Genomic DNA, 19,853 nt, shown 5'->3' with positions numbered 1-19,853 from the left:
GCGCGGCTGCGCCTATGGCACTTCAACATCATTGTCGCAGCCCCGACCCGCGGTCACGAGCGGGGGCTCCTATCTTTTTAGTGCCCTCGGATTGGGTCATAGTGTCTGTCCGTCCTCTACCTGCGGCGGGTAGTCATTGGGGACTTATGCTCAACCTGCGGCGCCTCAGAGGTAGTCATTGGGGACGTTCTTAAATGACTAGGTTGGGTAAATTACTTTTCGAGTTTATTTAATCTGCTTTGTTGGAAATTAATCTGTCTACCTGCTTAAACTAATTAATAACCTTCATCTGCTATTGAAAATATTGCTCGAAAAATCGTCCAAGAAGTCGCGGGGCCCTTTTTGGTGCGTCGCACGTCAAGTGATTTGGCAAGTTCTTGGTTAGATATTGGTCAGTTTTGGGGCAACCTTGCCAAAAGCTTGACGGATACAGATTTAGACGTCGACGAATGAACACTCTAGGTAGGCTCCAAGCAAAATTCTGGGCTGATTCTCGATAATCGCTTCCAATCGTCTCTCGCCGCGTGCCGCCCTCGCGTACAATCTGCTCCGACATTCGCGCGCCGCCCGGCGCTTAAGAGGGGAGGACCCATGGCAAACGAGATCTGGACCATCAGGCGTTGTCTCGAGTGGACCAAGGAGTACCTAGCCGAGCGCGGCGAAGAGCACCCCCGTCTTTCTGCCGAGTGGCTGTTGTGCGCAGCCACGGGCCTAGCGCGCATCGACTTATATATGCGTATGGACGACACGCTCGATGCAGCGCAGCTCGAGACCATGCACGCGGCGGTTGTCCGTCGCGCCAAGGGCGAGCCGCTGCAGTACATCACCGGCAGCACGCAGTTCCGCATGATCGACGTCGCGTGCGCCCCCGGCGTGCTCATTCCACGTCCCGAGACCGAGATGCTCGTCGAGGAAGTCCTCAATTATCTGGATGCCGAGGTTCTGAGCCCCGAGGCTGCCACCCGCCAGCGCGTAGAGTTGCCATGGAACGACGAGGTCGAGCAGGCGCGTAAAGCCGAAGTCGCATTGGCTGACGAACGCGCGACTGCCGAGCGCCGTGCCGCCAACCTCACGGCTGCCGATGAGGCAGCGTTGGGCGGAGACGTGCTGGGCAGCCGAGCTTATGCCGAGGAGCTGGCCGATCGTGAGGCCGAGGAAGCCGCCGCGCAGGCAGCTGAGGCCGAGACCGCGGAAGTCGCTGAGCCCGAGCTCGACGAATACGGCATTGCCATCGAAGGCGTCGAACAAGAGACGGCCCTAGTGCAGGATGCAGCCGCGTCTGTGCCTGCCGACCCCCGCATTGCCCGTGTTCTCGAGGTCGGTTGCGGCACGGGCTGCATCTCGCTCTCCCTTGCTTGGGAGCGTCGCGGCCATGTCGCCTGCACCGCTACCGATATCGAGCCGCGCGCCATCGACCTGGCCACCAAAAACCGCGATGCACTCGGGCTGACGTCCGATGAGGTCGCCTTCAGCCTCACGAACCTGGTGAGCTCTATCCCCCGCGAGGAGTGGGGCACCTTCGACGTGCTCGTTTCCAACCCGCCTTATATCCCGACTGACGTCATGCGCTCGCTGCCGCACGAGGTCAAGGACTTTGAGCCCGATTTGGCGCTCGAGGGCGGCGCCGATGGCCTTGATATCTTCCGCCGCCTGCTCAATGCGGCGCCCTATATGCTGCGCGCCGGCGGCCTGTTTGCCTGCGAGCTCTATGAGGGCGCCCTCGACGCCGCGGCCGAGCTCTGCCGCCAGGCGGGCCTTTCGGACGTACGCATCGTCCGTGACCTCACCGATCGTCCCCGCATCGTTCGAGCTATCGTCACCGAGCCCAAACAACGTCAGTAAAGTACGAAGCGTATTGGCGGCGCGGCGGCGGGAGCGCTGCGCCGGAAATGTAAAGAGGCTTGTCACGGCTCAATTACCCTTCACTTTCACCGACTGCTATAGCCGCTCACCAAACCAACATGCGCTGTGGACAAATAGGTTAAACGTTTCGTGCGAGAATGCCCCTCAGTAAACAAACTTTCACCAGAGTGTAAGGGGCTGGCATACACATGCAGACGGTCTATCGGGTATTCGAGGGAGCGCGCGAGCCGCATCGGCTCGCCGTCGAGCGTACGGCCGAGGTGCTCGGCCGTGGCGGCCTGGCCCTGATCCCAACCGAGACCGTCTATGGCGTCGCTGTGGCAGTCAACGCCTTCTCGGACGCCGTGCCCCAAGATACAAGCGAATCTCTGCCGTGGCCGCGCGATCCGCAGGCTGCCGTCAACGGCGCCGCGGTGCCCGCGCTCGGTACCGGCTACCGTCGCATCTTTACCCTCAAGCAGCGCGAGCTCACCCAAACGGTCGCCTGGCTGGTCGATGATGCCGAGGCCCTCGACCGCTACGGCGTGGATATCCCAGAAGAGGCACGCATACTTGCCCGACGATGCTGGCCGGGCGCCCTGACTATTGTGGTCAAGGCGGCTCCCTGCGTGCCGACCTTTATGCGTGCCGCCGACGACACGGTGGCTCTTCGCGCGTCGGCATCGCCCGTGGTACAGGCGCTCATTCGCACCTGCGGCAGCCCACTTGCCTGTACGAGCGCCAATACACACGGCGCGCCCGCGCCGGCAAGCTTTGCCGACGTTGAAGACCGCATTCTAGAAGGGGTCGACGTGGCCGTCGACGCGGGCGAGACGCCGTGCCGCGACGCTTCGACCATCGTGTCGTTCCAGCACGGCGGGCTCCAGATCCTGCGCCAAGGCGCACTTCCCGCGTCAGAGATTGAGCGGGTCCTGTCCGACCCGATGCAACAGAAAGGTGTAAGCGATGTCGTTGAATCTGGGCAGCCTGGGCATGGAAGATGCCTCGTTTGACTTTGGCGGTTCCTACATCATGGCGCTCGACTGCGGCACCACCTCGGTACTTGCGACCATCGTCGACGAGTACGGCTGCATCGTCGCCCAAGCGCGCCGCAGCGTCAAAACCAGCTTCCCGCGTCCCGGCTGGGTGGAGCAAGACCCCATGGCGGTCCTTGCCAGCCAGATTGCGGTCATGATGGAGGTTCAGTTTAAGAGCGGGATTCATTCCGATCGCATCGCCGCCATCGGTATCTCCAATCAGCGTGAGACCACGGTGGTCTGGGACCGCGTGAGCGGCCAGCCCATCTATAACGCCATCGTATGGCAGTGCCGTCGCACCGCGTCTCTGATCGATAATTTGGTTGAGCAGGGCGCAGAAGAGCTGGTGCGCTCCCGCACGGGGCTTACGCTCGACCCGTATTTCTCGGCCTCCAAGGTGCAGTGGATTCTCGACAACGTCGACGGCGCACGCGAGAGCGCGGCGGCGGGCGACCTCATGTTTGGCACCATCGACACCTGGCTCATCTACAACCTCACCGGCAGCCAGGTCTTTGCCACCGACTACACCAATGCCAGCCGCACGGCACTCTTTAATATCCATACGCTCGATTGGGACGACGACCTGCTGGCGCTCTTTGACGTTCCGCGTTCCATGATGCCCGAGGTTCGCTGGAGCTCGGGCGACTACGGCCGCGTCGCGAGCGACATCATGACCAACATGCCACCCATCATGGGTGTGGCGGGCGACCAGCAGGCGTCGCTGTTCGGCCACTGCTGTTTCCATCCCGGCCAGACCAAAAACACCTATGGCACTGGTTGCTTTATGCTCATGAACACCGGCGACGAGGTCATCGAATCCAAGAACGGTCTGGTCTCCACCATCGGTATCGCCGCGGACGGCAAGATCAGCTATGCACTCGAGGGTTCCATCTTTGCCGCCGGCTCCACCATGAACTGGCTTCGCAACAACATGGGCATCATCTCGAGCGTGAGCGAGTCTGCACAACTCGCCGCTTCGATTAACGACAACGAGGGCTGCTACTTCGTTCCCGCCTTTGCGGGTTTGGGCGCTCCCTGGTGGGACCCGCGTGCCCGCGGTATCGTGTGCGGTCTGACCGGCGCCTCGAGCCGTGCGACCATCGTACGTGCCGCCTGCGAATCCATGGCATATCAGAGCTACGACGTGCTGCGCGCCATGGAGCAGGACGTGGGGCTTTCGATCGAACGCCTGTCTGTCGATGGCGGCGCGTCGCGCAACGAGTTCATCATGCAATTCCAGGCCGACCTGCTGGATATCCCCGTGCTGCAATGCGAGACGGTGGAGACCACGGCAATCGGTGCCGCGTACTTGGCGGGCCTTGCCGTCGGCTATTGGGAAGACCTAGAAGAGCTGGAGCAAAATGCCCAGATCGTTAGGACCTTCCTTCCCCACATGTCCGCCGAGCGCCGCGAGCAAAACCTTGCGGGCTGGCGCGATGCGGTCAAGCGCTCGCTCAATACCGCACAGTAGGGCTGCGATGGGATGCTCGATACAACAAACCGCTAAACTGATGCATGGCGTGCAGCGGCAACATTGCTGCGCGCCTTGTCAGCAAGGCCATTTTGTGGCCGCAACGAAAGGGGAAAGACCCATGACCGTTACCTACGATGCGTCCCGTGTGACGCTTGTCGATCATCCGCTCGTCCAGCACAAGCTGTCGATCCTGCGCGACAAAAACACCGGCACCAATCAGTTCCGCCAGCTCGTGCGCGAACTCGCGCTTTTTGACGGCTACGAGGCCATGCGCGACCTGCCTATGGAAGACGTCGAGGTCGAGACCCCCATCACTACCGCCACGTTCAAACAGCTCGCCGGCAAGAAACTCGCCATCGTGCCCATCCTGCGTGCGGGCCTTGGCATGGTCGACGGCATCCTCGACCTGGTGCCCTCCGCTCGCGTGGGACACATCGGTATGGAGCGCGACGAGGTTACTCACGAACCGCATGAGTATTACTGCAAAATGCCCAAGGATATCGACCAGCGCATCTGCCTGGTTGTCGACCCCATGCTCGCCACGGGCGGTTCGGCCGAGATGGCCATCAGCTACCTGCGCGAGCGCGGTGTCAAGGACATCCGCATGCTGTGCATCGTCGCGGCCCCCGAGGGCCTCAAGTCGCTGACCGAGAAGGACCCAGATGTGCATATCTATACCTGCGCCATCGACGACCATCTCAACGAGGCTGCCTACATCGTTCCCGGCCTCGGCGACGCCGGCGACCGCATCTACGGCACGCTCTAGTCGCCAGGCATGGGCAGCTGCACGTGCTCATTCGTGCATGATTGGTGCGTGCGGGTGTACGAGTGACGCCTGCACGCATATTTATGAGTGTCGTCGCAGCCACCGAGGGCCCAAAACGCGCTATACCGTAGGTACGGTATAAAGAGTGTCTTAAGAAAATGTACAGTTGTGTATTAACTTACGTTTTCCCACTTGTCATTGCGTATTCGGTTCGTACAATAGTCAACAACGCTGTCGTGCTGCGCTTACGCGGGTGCGGCGGCGTTTGTCAAGTACGCTCGTCGGCCATCGCGACCCATTCGTCCTCAGTGCTCGGCCTTTTGTCCGTTTGACACCCCAAGGGGCTAAAGACGCGATTAAGGTTGGGTAACAGTGCATTGATTTTGCAATCACGCGCCCTAAAATACTAGGACGATGTGAGCGGGGTATGGCTCCATGTGGGTTATATGTCGCGAGAAGGGAACGCACATGCCGGTTGAGCTGGCAGGCCACGTGCCGTTCATCGCAACGGGATTCGTCGTCGGTCTTGTTGCATTTTTGCCGTTGTACCTTGCGCTTGCTTCGGTGCTGGCGCATCGACGCGATGCCAACATGACGGTAGGCATGTTGGGTATCATGGTGTCGTTTGCGGTGCTCTTTATGGGCGTCGTAATTGTGCACCTGGTAGCCCCCGTGGCGCTCATCGCCTTTTTGTGCGGCGAGCTCGCCGGGTTTTTGATTTGTTGGATCGTGATCGCCTGCATGGTGATTATGAAGGATTAAAGGCGTTGCCCCACCTTGGTGCGGGCAAACAGGGAAGGTGGAATCTTGGACGCATTTGCCAAGTTACCCAGCGCGATCGCCGAGCTCGTCGCTGAGTTCTCCTCGGCTCCGGTCGTGGGTGACCTTAACGCGGGCCTGACGCAGTACTCGTTCTGGCTGCTTATCGCCGCTGTCGTCATGTTCGTGGTCTTTTTCGCGTTTACTAAGAAGCAGAAGGTTGTCCCCGAGGGCTTCTTCGTTAACGGCGTCGAGTGGGTCATCGAGTACGTGCAGGACGATATCGCCAAGGGTGTCGTTGGCGACAACTGGAAGAAGCACTTCCCGTTTTTGGCCTCGCTGTTCTTCTTTATCCTGATCAACAACTTTATCGGCCTCATCCCCGGCATGAAGCCCGGCACCGGTGCCATCGGCTGTACCGCCGCCCTCGCACTCGTGTCGTTTGTGTACTTCATCTATTTTGGTATCAAGAAGCACGGCTTCTTTGGGTACTTCAAGAGCCTCGCCCCTGCGGGCGTCGCCTTCCCCATGAACGTCTTCGTGTGGGTCATCGAGCTCTTCTCGCTGTGCCTGCGCCTGGTCACGCTCGCCGTCCGTCTGTTCTGCAACATGTTCGCCGGCCACATCGTCATGGGCTCGTTCGCCATCATGGCCACGCTCTTTGCCCAGCCGATGCTGGAGCACTTTACGGCCATGAACGCCGTGGGCGCCCTGCCCAGCGTGGCGTGGGTTTTGATTCTTTTGGTAATCTACGCCGTCGAGCTGATCGTTGCCTTTGTTCAGGCATACGTTTTTACGGTCCTCGAGGCCGTGTACATTCAGATCGCTGAGGCTGACGCCCACTAGCGGTCGCATTTATTTGGTGTTCGGAGGCGCGGCACCCGCGTGCGCCTCTACAACATAGGTATTTATCCTGCGCACACGCGCACGACAAAGGAGGAATCGTGGGAGTTATCGGATATGGTCTCGGCGTTATCGGTGCCGGTCTCGCAATTGGTCTTGCAGCACTCGGTGCTACGGGCGCTATGGCTCGTCAGCCTGAGGTCCAGGGCCGTGCCTTCACCGTCTTCATTCTTGCATCTGCATTCACCGAGGCTCTGGGCCTGATCGGCTTCGTCGTTACGCTGATTTCGTAATTGAGCACGAAGGTAGTCGCCATGAAGCATTTCAACCACGCGAAAGTCGCTGCTGCGCTGACGGGCGCCATGCTCGCCATGCCGGTGTCGGCATTCGCCGAGGAGTCTGAGAACAAGGCCGAGATCCTCGTCCCCAAGATGGCGGAATTCGTCCCTGCACTCATTGCCTTCCTCATCATCTTCATCGTTTTGGCCAAGTTCGCCTGGCCGCAGATTCTGCAGACGATGGAAGAGCGCGGCAAGCGCATCAAGGACAGCCTCGATGAGGCTGAGACCACCAAGCGCAAGGCCATCGAGGCCCGCAAGGAGTCCGACGCCCTCCTCACCGACGCCCGTCGTCAGGCTGCCGACATCGTGACCGCCGCCCGTCAGGACGCCGAGTCCGAGCGCGCCCGCATTATCGCCAAGGCTCACGAGGAGGCCGAGGACATCATTGCCAAGGCCCACGCCAACGCCGAGGACGAGCGCAACTCCATCTATGCCGCCGCTGCCGGCTCCATCGCCGATCTTTCCGTCTCCGTTGCGACCAAGATTGTCGGCGAGGCCCTCGAGAACGACGACGAGCAGCGTCGTCTGATCGAGCGCTACATCAAGGAAGCAGGTAGCCTGAATGCCTAACAGCCGCATGGAGAACAGGGTTCTCGAGACCTATGCACGTACCCTCCTGGAGGCCGCTAAGGCCGAGGGCCGTGTGTTCCGCGATCTTCACGAGCTTGAGGTCATCGCGAACGCCAGCCCCGAGGTGCTTGCTGTCCTCAGTACCGTGTTCGAGCGCGGCCAGCTCGATCTTCTGCCGCAGATTGCATCGGCTTATCGGATGGTAACCGCGACCGACGAGGACGTCGTAGGCGTCACCGTCACCACGGCTGTCCCGCTCGATGACGAGCTGCGCCGCACGATTACCGAGAAATGCGAGGCCGATCTAAAGCGCAAGGTGTTCCTGATCGAGAAGGTCGATCCGTCCATCATCGGCGGTCTGATTCTCGAGGCCCGCGGCCAGCGTCGCGACGTTACCGTCAAGACCCAGCTGCGCGCAGCGCGTGAGGCCCTCGGTTCCACGATTTTGAATAACGGAGGTGAAGCCTAGTTATGTCCGATACCCTCAATGCCGAAAGCATCGCCCGCGCCCTGCAGGCGAAGCTCGATGGCCTGGCGGCTACCGTCGACACGCAAGAGGTTTCCCATGTTGACGAGGTTGGCGACGGCATCGCGCGCGTCTCGGGACTGCGCAACGCCATGGCCGGCGAGCTCTTGGAGTTCAAGAGCTCCGAGAGCGGCGAGACCGTCTACGGCCTTGCCCAGAACCTCGACCGCGATGAGGTCGGTGCTGTTCTGTTCGGCGCCGTCAACGTCATCAAGGAAGGCGACGAGTGCCGTACCACCGGTCGCGTCATGGATATTCCCGTGAGCCGCGCCATGCTCGGTCGCGTCGTCAACCCGCTGGGCCAGCCCATCGACGGCCTGGGCGATATCGTCGCCACGCACCGTCGCCCCATCGAGTTCAAGGCCCCCGGCGTTATCGACCGCACCCCGGTCTGCGAGCCGGTTCAGACTGGTCTGCTCGCTATCGACTCCATGGTTCCTATCGGCCGTGGCCAGCGTGAGCTCATCATCGGCGACCGTAAGACCGGCAAGACTGCCATCGCGATCGATGCCATCCTCAACCAGCGCGGTAAGGACATGGTCTGCATCTACGTCGCTATCGGCCAGAAGGCCTCTACGGTTGCCAACATCCGTGAGACCCTCGCCCAGCACGGCGCACTCGACTACACCATCATCGTCTCGGCTACCGCTGCCGACTCGGCCCCTATGCAGTACATCGCCCCTATGGCCGGTGCCGCTATCGGCGAGTTCTTTATGTACAACGGCGAGAACGGCGAGCCCGCCAGCGAGACCAACCCCGGCGGCCATGTGCTCGTCATCTACGATGACCTGTCCAAGCAGGCTGTGGCCTACCGTCAGATGTCGCTGACGCTGCATCGTCCGCCCGGACGCGAGGCCTATCCTGGCGACATCTTCTACCTGCACTCTCGCCTGCTCGAGCGTGCCGTCAAGATGTCCAAGAAGAACGGCTACGGCTCCATGACGGCCCTGCCGGTCATCGAGACCCAGGACGGCGACGTTTCGGCCTACATTCCGACCAACGTCATTTCCATTACCGATGGTCAGATCTACCTGCAGTCCGAGCTCTTCTTCCAGGGCCAGCGCCCGGCAGTCGACGTCGGCATCTCGGTGTCGCGCGTCGGTGGCTCCGCTCAGACCAAGGCCATGAAGCAGGTCGCCGGCAACCTCCGTCTGGACCTTGCCGCCTACCGTGAGCTCGCCGGTTTTACCCAGTTCGGTTCCGACCTGGATGCAGCCACCCAAAAGCAGCTTACCCACGGTGCGCACATGACCGAGCTTCTTAAGCAGGCGCGCTTTAAGCCGTTCGACGTCGCCGAGCAGATCGTTACGCTGTTCGCCGGCAACGAGGGCTTTATCGACGACCTGCCCCTTTCCGAGGTGCTGCCGTTCCGCGCCGAGCTGCTCGAGTACATGAATGCTGGCTTTGGCGGCTTGCTGCAGAAGGTCCGTACCAACAAGATCGACGGCGAGACCAAAGAGCAGCTGCTTCAGGCCATCACCGATTTCAAGAACGAGTACGCCTCCAAGCATGCCTCCACCGCGAGCGCAGCTGAGGGCGCAGAGGAGAACTAAGCTCTATGGCTAACCTTCGCGACATTAAGAAGCGAATCTCCTCGGTCACGAGCACCAAGCAGATCACGCGCACGATGGAGATGGTCTCTACGGCCAAGATCCGTCGCGCGCTCGATCGAGCCACGCAGGCTGAGCCCTACAAGAAGGCGCTCACCGACGTCATGCACACCGTTGCGAGCGATACAGAGACTGCCGGCGACAACCCCATGCTCAAGACGCATGAGGAGTTCAAGCGCGGTCTGATCATCGCGATCACGTCCGATCGCGGTCTGGCGGGCGGCTTCAACGTCAACGTTGAGCGCACCTGCGAGAAAATCGCTCGCGAATGGGCACATGATGGCGCCGAGTGCGAGATCATCGCATGCGGTCGCAAGGCGAGCGAGTATTTCCGCAGCCGTGCCAACACGGTCATGCACTTCGAGGGTTCCTCGGCCGACCCGAGCCTCGAGGATGCCCGCATGATCGCGAGCTATATCTGCGACGAGTACTCCAAGGGTCAGCTCGACCGCGTCGAGATCGTGTACCATCACGCTCGCAACCGCGTCGATCAGGTTCTTCGTACCGAGCATTTGCTTCCGCTCGACCCCGAGATGATCGCCATGGCACATGGCCCGCGCAAGAACGCAGACGAGGGCCCCGAGCGCGTCTCGTCCTCGTTCAAGTTCGTGCCGAGCGCCCAGCATGTGTTGGCTGAGCTGGTCCCCAGCTACATCCTGACCGTCATTCACCAGGCGCTGATCGATTCGGCCGCCGCCGAGCAGGGTGCGCGCCGTAAGGCCATGCACTCCGCCACGGAGAACGCGTCGTCGATCATCTCGACTCTTACCCGTACGTATAACCGCGTGCGTCAGGCTTCCATTACCACGGAGATCAACGAGATCGTGGGCGGAGCCGCAGCATTGGAGGAACACTAATGGCAGATACCACCGTTAAAGCGGCGGTCGAGGAGGCCACGGCACGTCAGACGGCCGGTGAGGGGCGTATCGTCCGTATCATCGGCGCAGTTGTCGACGTTAAGTTCGATGGCGCTGTCCCCTCGATCTACAACGCGCTCACGGTCGAGGCCGATACGCCGATGGGTCACATCAGCACCATCCTGGAGGTTGAGTCTCAGCTTCCCGGCGGTGTCGTTCGTACCGTCGCCATGACGTCGACCGACGGCTTGCAGCGCGGCGTCGTCGCGGTCGACACCGGCGCACCCATGAAGATGCCCGTCGGCCCCGAGACCCTCGGCCGCATTTGGAATGTTATGGGCCAGCCTGTCGATGGCAAGCCCATGCCCCAGATCGATGAGTTTTATCCCATCCATCACCCGGCACCTCATTTCGACGAGCTCACTACCAAGACCGAGATCTTCGAGACCGGCATTAAGGCCGTCGACCTGCTCGAGCCCTACATCCGTGGCGGCAAGACGGGTCTGTTTGGCGGTGCCGGCGTCGGCAAGACCGTTCTGATTCAGGAGCTCATCAACAACCTCGCCCAGGAGCATGGCGGCACCTCGGTGTTCACCGGCGTTGGCGAGCGTACCCGTGAGGGTACCGACCTGTTCCTCGAGATGAGCGAGTCTGGCGTTATCGATAAGACCTGCTTGGTCTACGGTCAGATGAACGAGCCGCCTGGAGCGCGTCTGCGCATTGGTCTGGCCGGCCTCACCACCGCTGAGTACTTCCGCGATCGTGGCCAGGACGTCCTGCTGTTCATCGATAACATTTTCCGCTTCTCCCAGGCCGGTTCCGAGGTTTCCGCCCTTCTGGGCCGTATGCCGTCCGCTGTTGGCTACCAGCCCACGCTGGCTACCGAGATGGGCGACCTCCAGGAGCGCATTACCTCGACCAAGACGGGTTCCATCACCTCCGTTCAGGCTGTCTACGTCCCTGCAGACGACCTGACCGACCCGGCTCCCGCCACGACGTTTACACACCTCGACGCCACGACCGTTCTTTCGCGTTCCATCGCCGAGCTCGGTCTGTATCCCGCAATCGACCCCTTGGCTTCCTCTTCCGACGCCCTGGATCCCTCGATTGTCGGCGAGGAGCACTATCGTGTGGCCGTCGCAGTCCAAGAGCTGCTCCAGGAGTACTCCGACCTGCAGGACATCATCGCCATTCTGGGTATGGACGAGCTGTCCGAGGAGCAGCGCCTTACGGTCAACCGTGCCCGTAAGCTCCAGCAGTTCCTGTCTCAGTCCTTCCACGTCGCCGAGCAGTTCACCGGCAACCCCGGTGTCTACATCCGTGTCGAGGACACGGTCCGCTCGTTTGCCGCCATTGTCGACGGCGAGTGCGACGACCTGCCCGAGCAGGCGTTCCGTTATGCGTCCACGATTGACGACGTGCGCGAGCGCGCCGCCAAGATGGAGGAGAAGTAGTGGCTATGCAAATCCGCATCGTGTGTCCGGAGAGCTGCGCCTATGAAGGTGAGGCGGCATTTGTCGCCCTGCCTTCCACGGACGGCGAGTTCGGCATTCTTCCGCGTCACGCTAGCGAGATCTGCACGATCGATCGCGGCTACGTTCGCGTTTGTGATAAGCAAATGGGCGCCGTCGACCACACGTTTGCTGTGGACGGCGGCTATGCCCAGGTTGCGGACGATGTCGTGATTATCCTCGCCGAGCGCGCTTGCGATTTGGCGACCGTCGATGCCGACAAGCTTAAAGCTGATATTCAAGGTTTTGAAGAGAAGCTGGGTAATTTGTCGGAGGATGATGCACGCCGCGCCTACCTCTATAATGAAATCGCATGGTGTAAGCTCATGCTTGCCCAATAGTCAAACGATTTGGCGTTCGACCATTTGCGAACACATCATGCCCGGGGTGGCCCAGCCATCCCGGGCATGCTTTTTGAAAGGGTAGACCTTGGATATTATCCGTGTTGAAGGTGGCCACACCATCGGAGGCTCCGTGCCCGTTTCGGGTGCAAAGAACTCTGCACTCAAACTCATGGCGGCAACGCTTCTGGCACCGGGGAAGACGACGCTGCAGAACGTGCCCGATATCTCGGATGTCCATGTTATGGGCAAGGTGCTCAAGGGTATGGGCGCCAAGATTGACGTTCTCGATGAGCATACGCTCGAGATCGACACTTCTCAGGTTGATTCCTGGGAGGCTCCCTACGAGCTTGTCGCCAAGATGCGCGCCTCCACGGCCGTGATGGGTCCCCTGCTGGGCCGTTTCCATCGTGCCAAGATTGCCATGCCGGGTGGCTGCAATCTGGGTGCCCGTAAGATCGACATGCACATCTTGGGTCTTGAGGCGCTGGGCGTAGAATTCGACACTGCACACGGTTACATCAATGCCAACGCTCCTCAGGGGTTGCGCGGTACCACGGTTACGCTTGAATTTGCCAGCGTCGGCGCTACCGAGAACCTCATCATGGCGGCCGTGCGCGCACAAGGCACTACGGTTATCGATAATGCGGCTCGCGAGCCCGAGATCGTCGACCTTGCCAATATGCTCAACGAGATGGGCGCCAAGATTGTTGGCGCCGGCACGCCCGTCGTGACCATCGAAGGTGTGGACGAGCTGCATCCCGTTACCCATCGCGTGGTGGGCGACCGCATCGAGGCCGGCACCTTTATCGTTGCCGGTGCCCTGATGGCCGATGACCGCGGTGTCGACGTTACGGGCTTTTGCCCCATTCACTTGGGCATGGTGCTCAAGAAGATGGAGCTCATGGGTATCGAGTGTGAGCGAATCGAGAATGGCGTTCACGTGAGTCGTGTCGAGCACATCAGGCCGGTCGATATTCAGACACTTCCGTTCCCGGGCTTCCCGACGGACATGCAGGCGCAGATCATGGTGCTTTCCGCTCTCGCTGATGGCAGCTCTGTGATTACCGAGAATATCTTCGAGAACCGCTTCATGTTCGCGTCGGAGCTGGTCCGTATGGGCGCAGATATCCGCATCGAAAGCCATCACGCCATGATTCATGGCGTCAAGGGGTTCTCGGGTGCACAGGTTACCTCGCCTGATCTGCGCGGCGGCGCCGCGCTCGTCGTTGCTGGCCTTATCGCCGACGGCGTTACCGAGGTCTCGGCCATTCATCACATCAAACGTGGCTATGAGCAGTTTGTCGAAAAACTGCAGGCACTTGGTGCAAACGTCGAGCACGCCACTGTTCCCGATCCCGTCATCTACTAATGCAGGTTGCCTATGTTTAATAATAAGAAGCCCTTAGCGGATACTCGAAGACCTTCAACCGGCGCACAGGCCAAGATCTACAGTCGCGATAATGTTGCACGCTACTCCGAGCGCGCTCGTCAGCGCCGCCGCGGCCAGACAATCCGTCGCGTTGCGCTTATCGCCGTGCTTGGCGTGCTGTTGAGCGCTACGACTGCCGCCGGGCTGTGGTTCGCCAGAATTATGGGCAAGCTCGGCGATTCCAATGTCATTACCGACAATCTGCGCCATATCTTGGTGGATACCGATGAGGCCAAGGATCCGTTCTACGTGCTTCTTTTGGGTACCGATGGTCGTCCGGGCGAGGACACGTATCGCGCCGATTCAATTATCTTGGCGCGCATCGACCCTACGCAAAAGCAGGCTACGCTTATATCCATTCCACGTGATACCAAGGTTGTCTATAACGGCGAAACCATGAAGGTCAACGCCTGCCATACCTATGGCGGTGCCGAGGCCATGGTTCAAGCGGTCAATGAGCTGTGCGGCGTGCAGATTTCCCACTATGCCGAGGTTAGCTTTGACGGTATGCAATCATTGATTGACTCTGTGGGCGGTATCGACATCAACGCCACCGACGATGTCGATGACCCCGAGCATCTGGACATTAAGATTACGGCAGGCCAGCAGCACATGGACGGTGCTACCGCGCTCACCTATGCCCGTTGCCGCTATACCTATGCCGACGGCGACTATACGCGCATGCGTCACCAACGCCAGGTGCTTGGTGCCCTTGCCAACCAGATTCTCAACAACTTTGATGCTACGAAGGTCTTCGACCTGGTTAATTCGCTGTCCGATATGCTTGTGACCGATATGAGCGTTCAGGACATCGTGTCTACGGTCAATGCTATGCGCGGCATGGATGTCGATGGCATCTATTCGGCGAATCTGCCTTCCTACGCAGATGAAACCACCATGATCGACGGCCAGAGCTATGTCTTTGTCTACGAGGACGAGCTTAAGGAGATGATGGCGCGCGTCGATGCCGGCAAGGATCCTAAGGGACCAAACACCATGGGCCTATCCGACGGAACCAGCTCCACAATCGGTGATTTGAGCAACCATACTTCTGACGATTACGCCTACGGTACGGCCGGTTCGTCGGAAAGCTCGGGCGATTCGAGCTATTCGGACGATTCGAGCTATTCGGACGATTCGGATTACAGCTCATATTATTACGAGGAGCCCACTGGCGACGGCAACGGTTACGAAGCCAACTACTAGGGTTGCGCGGGCTTGCCAGCCCGTGCAACGGCTCGACGCTGCGCGCCGCCCAGAGCGACAATTTGTCATTCAAAAGGCAGGGCATGACCAGAAGGTCAATGTCCTGCCTTTTTCATGCCAACTTGTTCGCCCTGGACGTCGCTCGCTGACGTTGATTCAACCAGCGATGCCGACTACTCCCCTTGCACCAAAAAATCGCCCCGTTCTCGGTTTTGAGGACGGGGCGATTTTGCTTACCTAGATTATTCGAGTTCCTTATGCGAAGCGGGCGACGAGCTCCTGCAAGACGTCGGTCATCTTGACGAGCGAGCTGACCGGAACAAACTCGTTGACGCCGTGGTAGCAGTAGCCGCCCGTCGAAAGGTTGGGACAGGGCAGGCCGCGGAACGACAGCTGTGCACCGTCGGTGCCGCCGCGAATCGGCAGCACCTGGGGCTCAACATCGCAGGCAAGGAAGGATTCCTTAGCGACTTCGATCAGCTCTGGGTAGTCGCGGACAATCTCGGCCATGTTACGGTACTGGTGCTTGATCTCGACCGTTACGCGCTCCTCGCCCAGACGCTGGTTGAGCAGCGCGGCGGCAGCATCCATCAGATCGAGCTTCTGCTGGAACTTGGCGGCATCGTGATCACGGACGATATAGCGCGCCGTGGCATGGTCGACTGTGGCAGAAACGCCCTCGAGGTGATAGAAGCCCTCGTAGCCCTCGGTGTATTCCGGACGCTGCACGTAGGGAAGCAGGGCATTGAAGTCGCAGAACAGATTGCCCGCGTTAACCATGCGGCCCTTGGCGTCGCCGGGGTGAATGGACTGGCCCTCAAAGCTAACGGTAGCCTCGGCGGCGTTGAAGCACTCCCACTCAAGCTCGCCAACCGGACCGCCGTCGACTGTGTAGGCATACTTACAGCCAAAGTCCTCGATATCCAACAGCTCGGCACCGTGGCCGATTTCCTCGTCCGGGCAGAAACAAATACCAAGCGTGGGGTGGGGCAGGCTGGGGTCCCGTGCAATGCGTGCGACGAGCGCCATAATCTCGGCGACACCGGCCTTATCGTCGGCGCCCAGCAGCGTGGTGCCGTCGGTGCAAACCAGGTCCTCGCCCAAAAGGTTGTTGAGGGCGGGGAGCTTGGCGGTGCTCATGGATACGGGCTTGCCGTCGACGATGCCGCAAACCAGGTCGCCGCCCTCGTAGTGCACAATGTGCGGCGCTACGCCGGCGCCCGGTGCGACCTCGGTGGTGTCGAGGTGCGCGATCAGGCCCAGGGCGGGCTTATTCTCGGAGCCGGCGCTCGCGGGAATGTGAGCGCAGACATAGGCGTTTTCGGTTACATGGGCATCGGTTGCACCAAGCTCGCGCAATTCCTCGGCAAGCACATTGGCAAGATCAAACTGGACGGTGCTCGACGGCACCTGGTCACAGTTGGCATCCTCGGACTGTGTGTTGATCTGGACGTAGCGCAAAAAACGCTCGAGTACGTCGGGGTTCGTGGTGGTGTTTTCCATAGAGACCGCTCCAATCTTGGTTGTCGTGTGCATCAAGAACTCTAGCACGGTATGCCGCGGCATACCGCGACGCTTGGATGGGGTAGAATCAGCCATTGAATGCAGAAGGGACGGATGTTCATGGATACGACAAATAGCTCGCGCGAGCTACATCTAACGGTGGCGAACGAAGACTACTTGGAGTGCATGGTTCGCATCGAAAGCGAGGATGGGGAGACTAATGGCGTGCGGTCGGTCGATATCGCACAGCGCCTTGGCGTTTCGAAGGCATCGGTCAACAAGGCGGTTTCGGCTCTCAAGGCATCCGAGCTTGTCGAGCAGTCTCACTACGGCAAGGTTATCCTGACCAACCGTGGGCGCGAGGTCGGTTTGGCTATCTGGTATCGCCATCGCCTGATTCGCACATTTTTGGTCCAGGAGCTCGGCGTCGACTTTGAGCGCGCCGATGCCGAGGCCTGCATGATGGAGCACGCGCTTTCCGAGGACACAATGGTCCGTTGGCTCGCCTATCTCGAAAAGCAGGGAATCAGCATCGAGGAATAGCGAAACATATATATGGATACGAGTTATTACAATCGCTTCGGCGGCGAGGAGCTTATGCGCCGACTTGCCAGCGAGACGCTGCTGGCACAGGGTCCGATGGGCAGCGTGCTGCTGAGTGAATACGGTGCCGCCGATATTCCGCCGGCATTTTGGAACCTCGCCGAACCGCAGACGGTTTCTCGCATCCACCGACTGTATGCCGCCGCTGGTGCACAGGTGCTTATTACCAATACGTTCCAGGCATCGGGTTTTGCGCTCGATCGCGATGAAATCGCTCCATCTATGGCAGAGGTCAATCGCGGGGCGGTCGACGATGCCCGCCAGGCAAATCCCCAGCTATTGCTGGGGTCCATGGGGCCTATTGCGATTGAGTGGTTTGTCGAGGATTCTTCCGAGTATCGAGAGATTCGCGCAAATGCTCGCGAGCAGGCGTCCGCCCTGCTCAACGCCGGCGTCGACGGGATTCTGGTCGAGACGATCACGTCTATCCGCAATCTGCAGCCCGTGCTCGCCGGTGTCCATGATGCCGCTGATGGCATGCCCGTTCTGGTGAGCTTTGCTATTGATGACAAGGGCGACCTGCTGGGTGATGGCCTAAACATCGAAGGTGCCATCTTGTATGCCGAGAAGCACGGTGCGAGCTCGGTTGGGATCAATTGCTGCACCCTGACAGCGGCTACCGCTGCGGTACCAAGAATGGTCAAGATAGCCACGACGCCCGTTACTGTACGTCCCAATGCGGGAAATCCGGTCCAAACGCAAGATGGGCCTGTGTGGCACGAGGACCCCGAAGCTTTCGCGCGCGCATGCGTCGAGTGGAAGCGGGCTGGCGCCGCAATGGTTGGTGGCTGTTGCGGAACCACGGCGATCACGACGGCTGCTATGGCAGACGCGCTCGATATATAGAGTCCGAAGAAAAGCACATTCGAAGTACCGCCCCGACCGGGGCGGTTTTTTGTCTACATGCGCCCTCGATGGCTTTTGCCTAAACGGTGAATGCGTGCGCCGGCGGCTTGCCGGGCGCTCGTTGCGGGTATACCACTTGCGTACCATGATCCAAACACTGCGAGGTGTCTGCGTGTGTGCGCGATAATTCATTTTGGAACTGATGGCTGGCGCGCTCGCGTCGGCGAGGATTTTAACGCTGACAATGTTGCCCGTATCGCTGATGCCGCCGGCGAGCTCTGGCAAAAGACATATCCCGGCAAGACGGTATATATCGGGTATGACACCCGTCCCCGGGCGCGCGAGTTTGCAGAACTTGCAGCTGGCGTGCTTGCAGCCCATGGCCTTGATGCCGTGCTCGCGGCCCGTTTTGTACCCACGCCTGCCATCACGTGGGCTGCCGCATACGATGGCGAGGCGTGCGGGGCGCTCATGGTGACCGGTTCACATCATCCGCAGGGCTATCTCTGTCTCAAACTGCGCATGGGCGATGGTTCCACGGCAAGCCAGGACGTCATCGAAGAGCTCGAGGCAACGATGGCCGCCGAACCTCTGGGGCTCGAGGAGCAGTATCGCACGGCGGATATCATTCCCGACTATATGCGAGCGGTAGCATCGTTTGTCGATGCCAATGCCATTCGTGCCGCTCATCTGCGCGTGGTGGTCGACCCCATGGGGGGAGCGGCTCAAGGTTATCTTGCCGATTTGCTGCGCGAGCTGGGTGTTGAGGTTCATGAGATTCATGTGGGGCAAGCATCGGATTGGGGGGATATCTGTCCCGATCCCGTAGAGCCGTGGGTGGATGCCTGCGAGCGTGCAGTTATCGAAGACGGTGCGTGTGCCGGCCTGGTGACCGATGGCGATGCTGACCGTATTGGCGCGGTCGACGAGCGCGGTAGATATATACATCCGCATCAGATCATGGCGCTCGTAATGGGCGAATTGGTTCAGTTTCGCAATTTGAAGGGGCGAGTCGTCGTCAATCTATCGTGCTCGACGCTTGTACGTCGTGTTGCCGAGGCACTCGGTTGCCGCGTGACCGTAAAACCGGTTGGCTTCAAATATATAGCCGCCGAGATGAAAAAAGACGGGGTGCTTATGGGCGGTGAGGAGGCCGGTGGCATCGGCATTGCCGCGCATATGCCCGAGCGTGACGGCATTCTCGCTTGCCTACTCCTGTGTGAGCTCATGGCAAAGACGGGGGCTTCGCTGGGCGTGCTGGTCGATCAGCTCGAGGCGAGTTTTGGAAAAACAAGTTATGGCCGTCGAGATTTACGACTTGAGGCAGAAGATGCCGAGTCGCTGCGCACGCTGCTTCCCGGTGTGAATCCAAAGTCGATTTGCGGCAAGGCGCCGCAGAGCGTAAGTCACATGGACGGCTTGCGTTTGGCATTTGAGGATGATACCTGGCTGTTGGTTCGCCCGAGTGGCACTGAGCCGGTGGTGCGAGTGTACGCCGAGGGCTTTTCGGTGGAGGAGCGCGACGAGTTGCTTGATGCCGGCTGCGCTTTGGCTCGGGGCGCATATCGGCTCTAGCCATGGGGCTGCTCAATATAAAGATATGCTCGGCGAGTGGTAGGTAACGACTGGCAAGCGTCAGCTGCGGGTATAAATGTGTAGGAGTTGTGTGCAACCAGATTCCCGCCCCGCGGGCCCCTCCGGTCTGGCAATATATCTCCTTGCCGCGCGGCCCGGTCGGACCGGGAACCGGCGCAGGCGTGCACCTTGAGAACCGGATACTGCGAGG

General features: G+C 60.0%; 19 protein-coding genes. 18 read left to right on the top strand and 1 reads right to left on the bottom strand.

Annotated features, from left to right (window positions below; all coding sequences use genetic code 11):
• Window positions 1-591 precede the first annotated feature (591 nt).
• From ACTQXI_RS08590 to ACTQXI_RS08520, 15 genes are all read left to right on the top strand, one after another.
• Window positions 592-1,842 carry a N5-glutamine methyltransferase family protein gene (locus ACTQXI_RS08590; RefSeq protein WP_441031993.1) on the top strand — a complete coding sequence of 417 codons (1,251 nt, stop codon included), beginning with the start codon at window positions 592-594 and terminating at the stop codon, window positions 1,840-1,842.
• A gap of 209 nt (window positions 1,843-2,051) precedes the next feature.
• On the top strand, window positions 2,052-2,855 hold the full coding sequence (locus ACTQXI_RS08585) for an L-threonylcarbamoyladenylate synthase (protein WP_427727732.1): 804 nt from the start codon (window positions 2,052-2,054) through the stop codon (window positions 2,853-2,855).
• Window positions 2,809-4,350, top strand: coding sequence for a glycerol kinase GlpK (gene glpK / locus ACTQXI_RS08580; protein WP_441049235.1), 1,542 nt, complete (start codon window positions 2,809-2,811; stop codon window positions 4,348-4,350). Before ACTQXI_RS08585 ends, glpK begins: the two co-directional genes overlap by 47 nt.
• 121 nt (window positions 4,351-4,471) lie before the next feature.
• Window positions 4,472-5,119 carry a uracil phosphoribosyltransferase gene (gene upp / locus ACTQXI_RS08575; protein ID WP_040359658.1) on the top strand — a complete coding sequence of 216 codons (648 nt, stop codon included), beginning with the start codon at window positions 4,472-4,474 and terminating at the stop codon, window positions 5,117-5,119.
• Between the two features lie 468 nt (window positions 5,120-5,587).
• Window positions 5,588-5,881: a hypothetical protein gene (locus tag ACTQXI_RS08570; RefSeq protein ID WP_441031998.1), complete on the top strand. Its 294-nt coding sequence runs from the start codon at window positions 5,588-5,590 to the stop codon at window positions 5,879-5,881.
• A gap of 45 nt (window positions 5,882-5,926) precedes the next feature.
• On the top strand, window positions 5,927-6,724 hold the full coding sequence (gene atpB / locus ACTQXI_RS08565; protein WP_441032000.1) for a F0F1 ATP synthase subunit A: 798 nt from the start codon (window positions 5,927-5,929) through the stop codon (window positions 6,722-6,724).
• A 98-nt stretch (window positions 6,725-6,822) separates the two neighbouring features.
• Window positions 6,823-7,014: an ATP synthase F0 subunit C gene (locus ACTQXI_RS08560; RefSeq protein ID WP_427727739.1), complete on the top strand. Its 192-nt coding sequence runs from the start codon at window positions 6,823-6,825 to the stop codon at window positions 7,012-7,014.
• A 21-nt stretch (window positions 7,015-7,035) separates the two neighbouring features.
• Window positions 7,036-7,632: a F0F1 ATP synthase subunit B gene (gene atpF, locus ACTQXI_RS08555; protein WP_427727741.1), complete on the top strand. Its 597-nt coding sequence runs from the start codon at window positions 7,036-7,038 to the stop codon at window positions 7,630-7,632.
• Window positions 7,633-7,639: 7 nt separating this feature from the next.
• Window positions 7,640-8,101, top strand: coding sequence for a F0F1 ATP synthase subunit delta (locus tag ACTQXI_RS08550; protein ID WP_441548510.1), 462 nt, complete (start codon window positions 7,640-7,642; stop codon window positions 8,099-8,101).
• A gap of 2 nt (window positions 8,102-8,103) precedes the next feature.
• Complete coding sequence (atpA, locus tag ACTQXI_RS08545) at window positions 8,104-9,711, top strand: F0F1 ATP synthase subunit alpha (RefSeq protein WP_441049239.1); 1,608 nt, start codon at window positions 8,104-8,106, stop codon at window positions 9,709-9,711.
• Window positions 9,712-9,716: 5 nt separating this feature from the next.
• Window positions 9,717-10,625, top strand: coding sequence for an ATP synthase F1 subunit gamma (atpG, locus tag ACTQXI_RS08540; RefSeq protein WP_441049241.1), 909 nt, complete (start codon window positions 9,717-9,719; stop codon window positions 10,623-10,625).
• Entirely contained in the window at window positions 10,625-12,079 is a 1,455-nt protein-coding gene (gene atpD, locus ACTQXI_RS08535) for a F0F1 ATP synthase subunit beta (RefSeq protein ID WP_427727748.1), read from the top strand. Before atpG ends, atpD begins: the two co-directional genes overlap by 1 nt.
• 5 nt (window positions 12,080-12,084) lie before the next feature.
• Window positions 12,085-12,477, top strand: coding sequence for an ATP synthase F1 subunit epsilon (gene atpC / locus ACTQXI_RS08530; RefSeq protein ID WP_441049248.1), 393 nt, complete (start codon window positions 12,085-12,087; stop codon window positions 12,475-12,477).
• 88 nt (window positions 12,478-12,565) lie between these two features.
• Entirely contained in the window at window positions 12,566-13,849 is a 1,284-nt protein-coding gene (murA, locus tag ACTQXI_RS08525; protein WP_154518387.1) for a UDP-N-acetylglucosamine 1-carboxyvinyltransferase, read from the top strand.
• 12 nt (window positions 13,850-13,861) lie between these two features.
• The gene (locus tag ACTQXI_RS08520; RefSeq protein ID WP_441049244.1) at window positions 13,862-15,115 is read left to right on the top strand and encodes an LCP family protein; all 1,254 of its coding nucleotides are present in this window, start codon (window positions 13,862-13,864) and stop codon (window positions 15,113-15,115) included.
• A gap of 255 nt (window positions 15,116-15,370) precedes the next feature.
• On the opposite strand, the gene pepT is transcribed toward ACTQXI_RS08520, so the two are convergent.
• Complete coding sequence (gene pepT / locus ACTQXI_RS08515) at window positions 15,371-16,651, bottom strand: peptidase T (RefSeq protein ID WP_441548511.1); 1,281 nt, start codon at window positions 16,649-16,651, stop codon at window positions 15,371-15,373.
• Between the two features lie 87 nt (window positions 16,652-16,738).
• Here pepT and ACTQXI_RS08510 point away from each other — a divergent pair, with 87 nt between their 5' ends.
• The 3 genes from ACTQXI_RS08510 to ACTQXI_RS08500 all read left to right on the top strand — a co-directional run bounded on the left by ACTQXI_RS08510 (window position 16,739) and on the right by ACTQXI_RS08500 (window position 19,642).
• Window positions 16,739-17,161 (top strand): metal-dependent transcriptional regulator, encoded by a 423-nt coding sequence (locus tag ACTQXI_RS08510; protein ID WP_154518396.1) that lies wholly within the window; start codon window positions 16,739-16,741, stop codon window positions 17,159-17,161.
• Window positions 17,162-17,173: 12 nt separating this feature from the next.
• Window positions 17,174-18,067, top strand: a complete 894-nt coding sequence (locus tag ACTQXI_RS08505) for a homocysteine S-methyltransferase family protein (protein ID WP_427794534.1) — start codon at window positions 17,174-17,176, stop codon at window positions 18,065-18,067.
• Window positions 18,068-18,241: 174 nt separating this feature from the next.
• Window positions 18,242-19,642 (top strand): phosphoglucomutase/phosphomannomutase family protein, encoded by a 1,401-nt coding sequence (locus tag ACTQXI_RS08500; protein ID WP_441548509.1) that lies wholly within the window; start codon window positions 18,242-18,244, stop codon window positions 19,640-19,642.
• Window positions 19,643-19,853: the final 211 nt, after the last annotated feature.

The organism is Collinsella sp. LCP19S3_C9, assembly GCF_052121575.1.
In the GTDB taxonomy this organism is placed as follows: domain Bacteria; phylum Actinomycetota; class Coriobacteriia; order Coriobacteriales; family Coriobacteriaceae; genus Collinsella.
The sequence above is the reverse complement of the archived record's forward strand: the minus strand, read 5'-3'. Positions and strand labels throughout refer to the sequence as shown.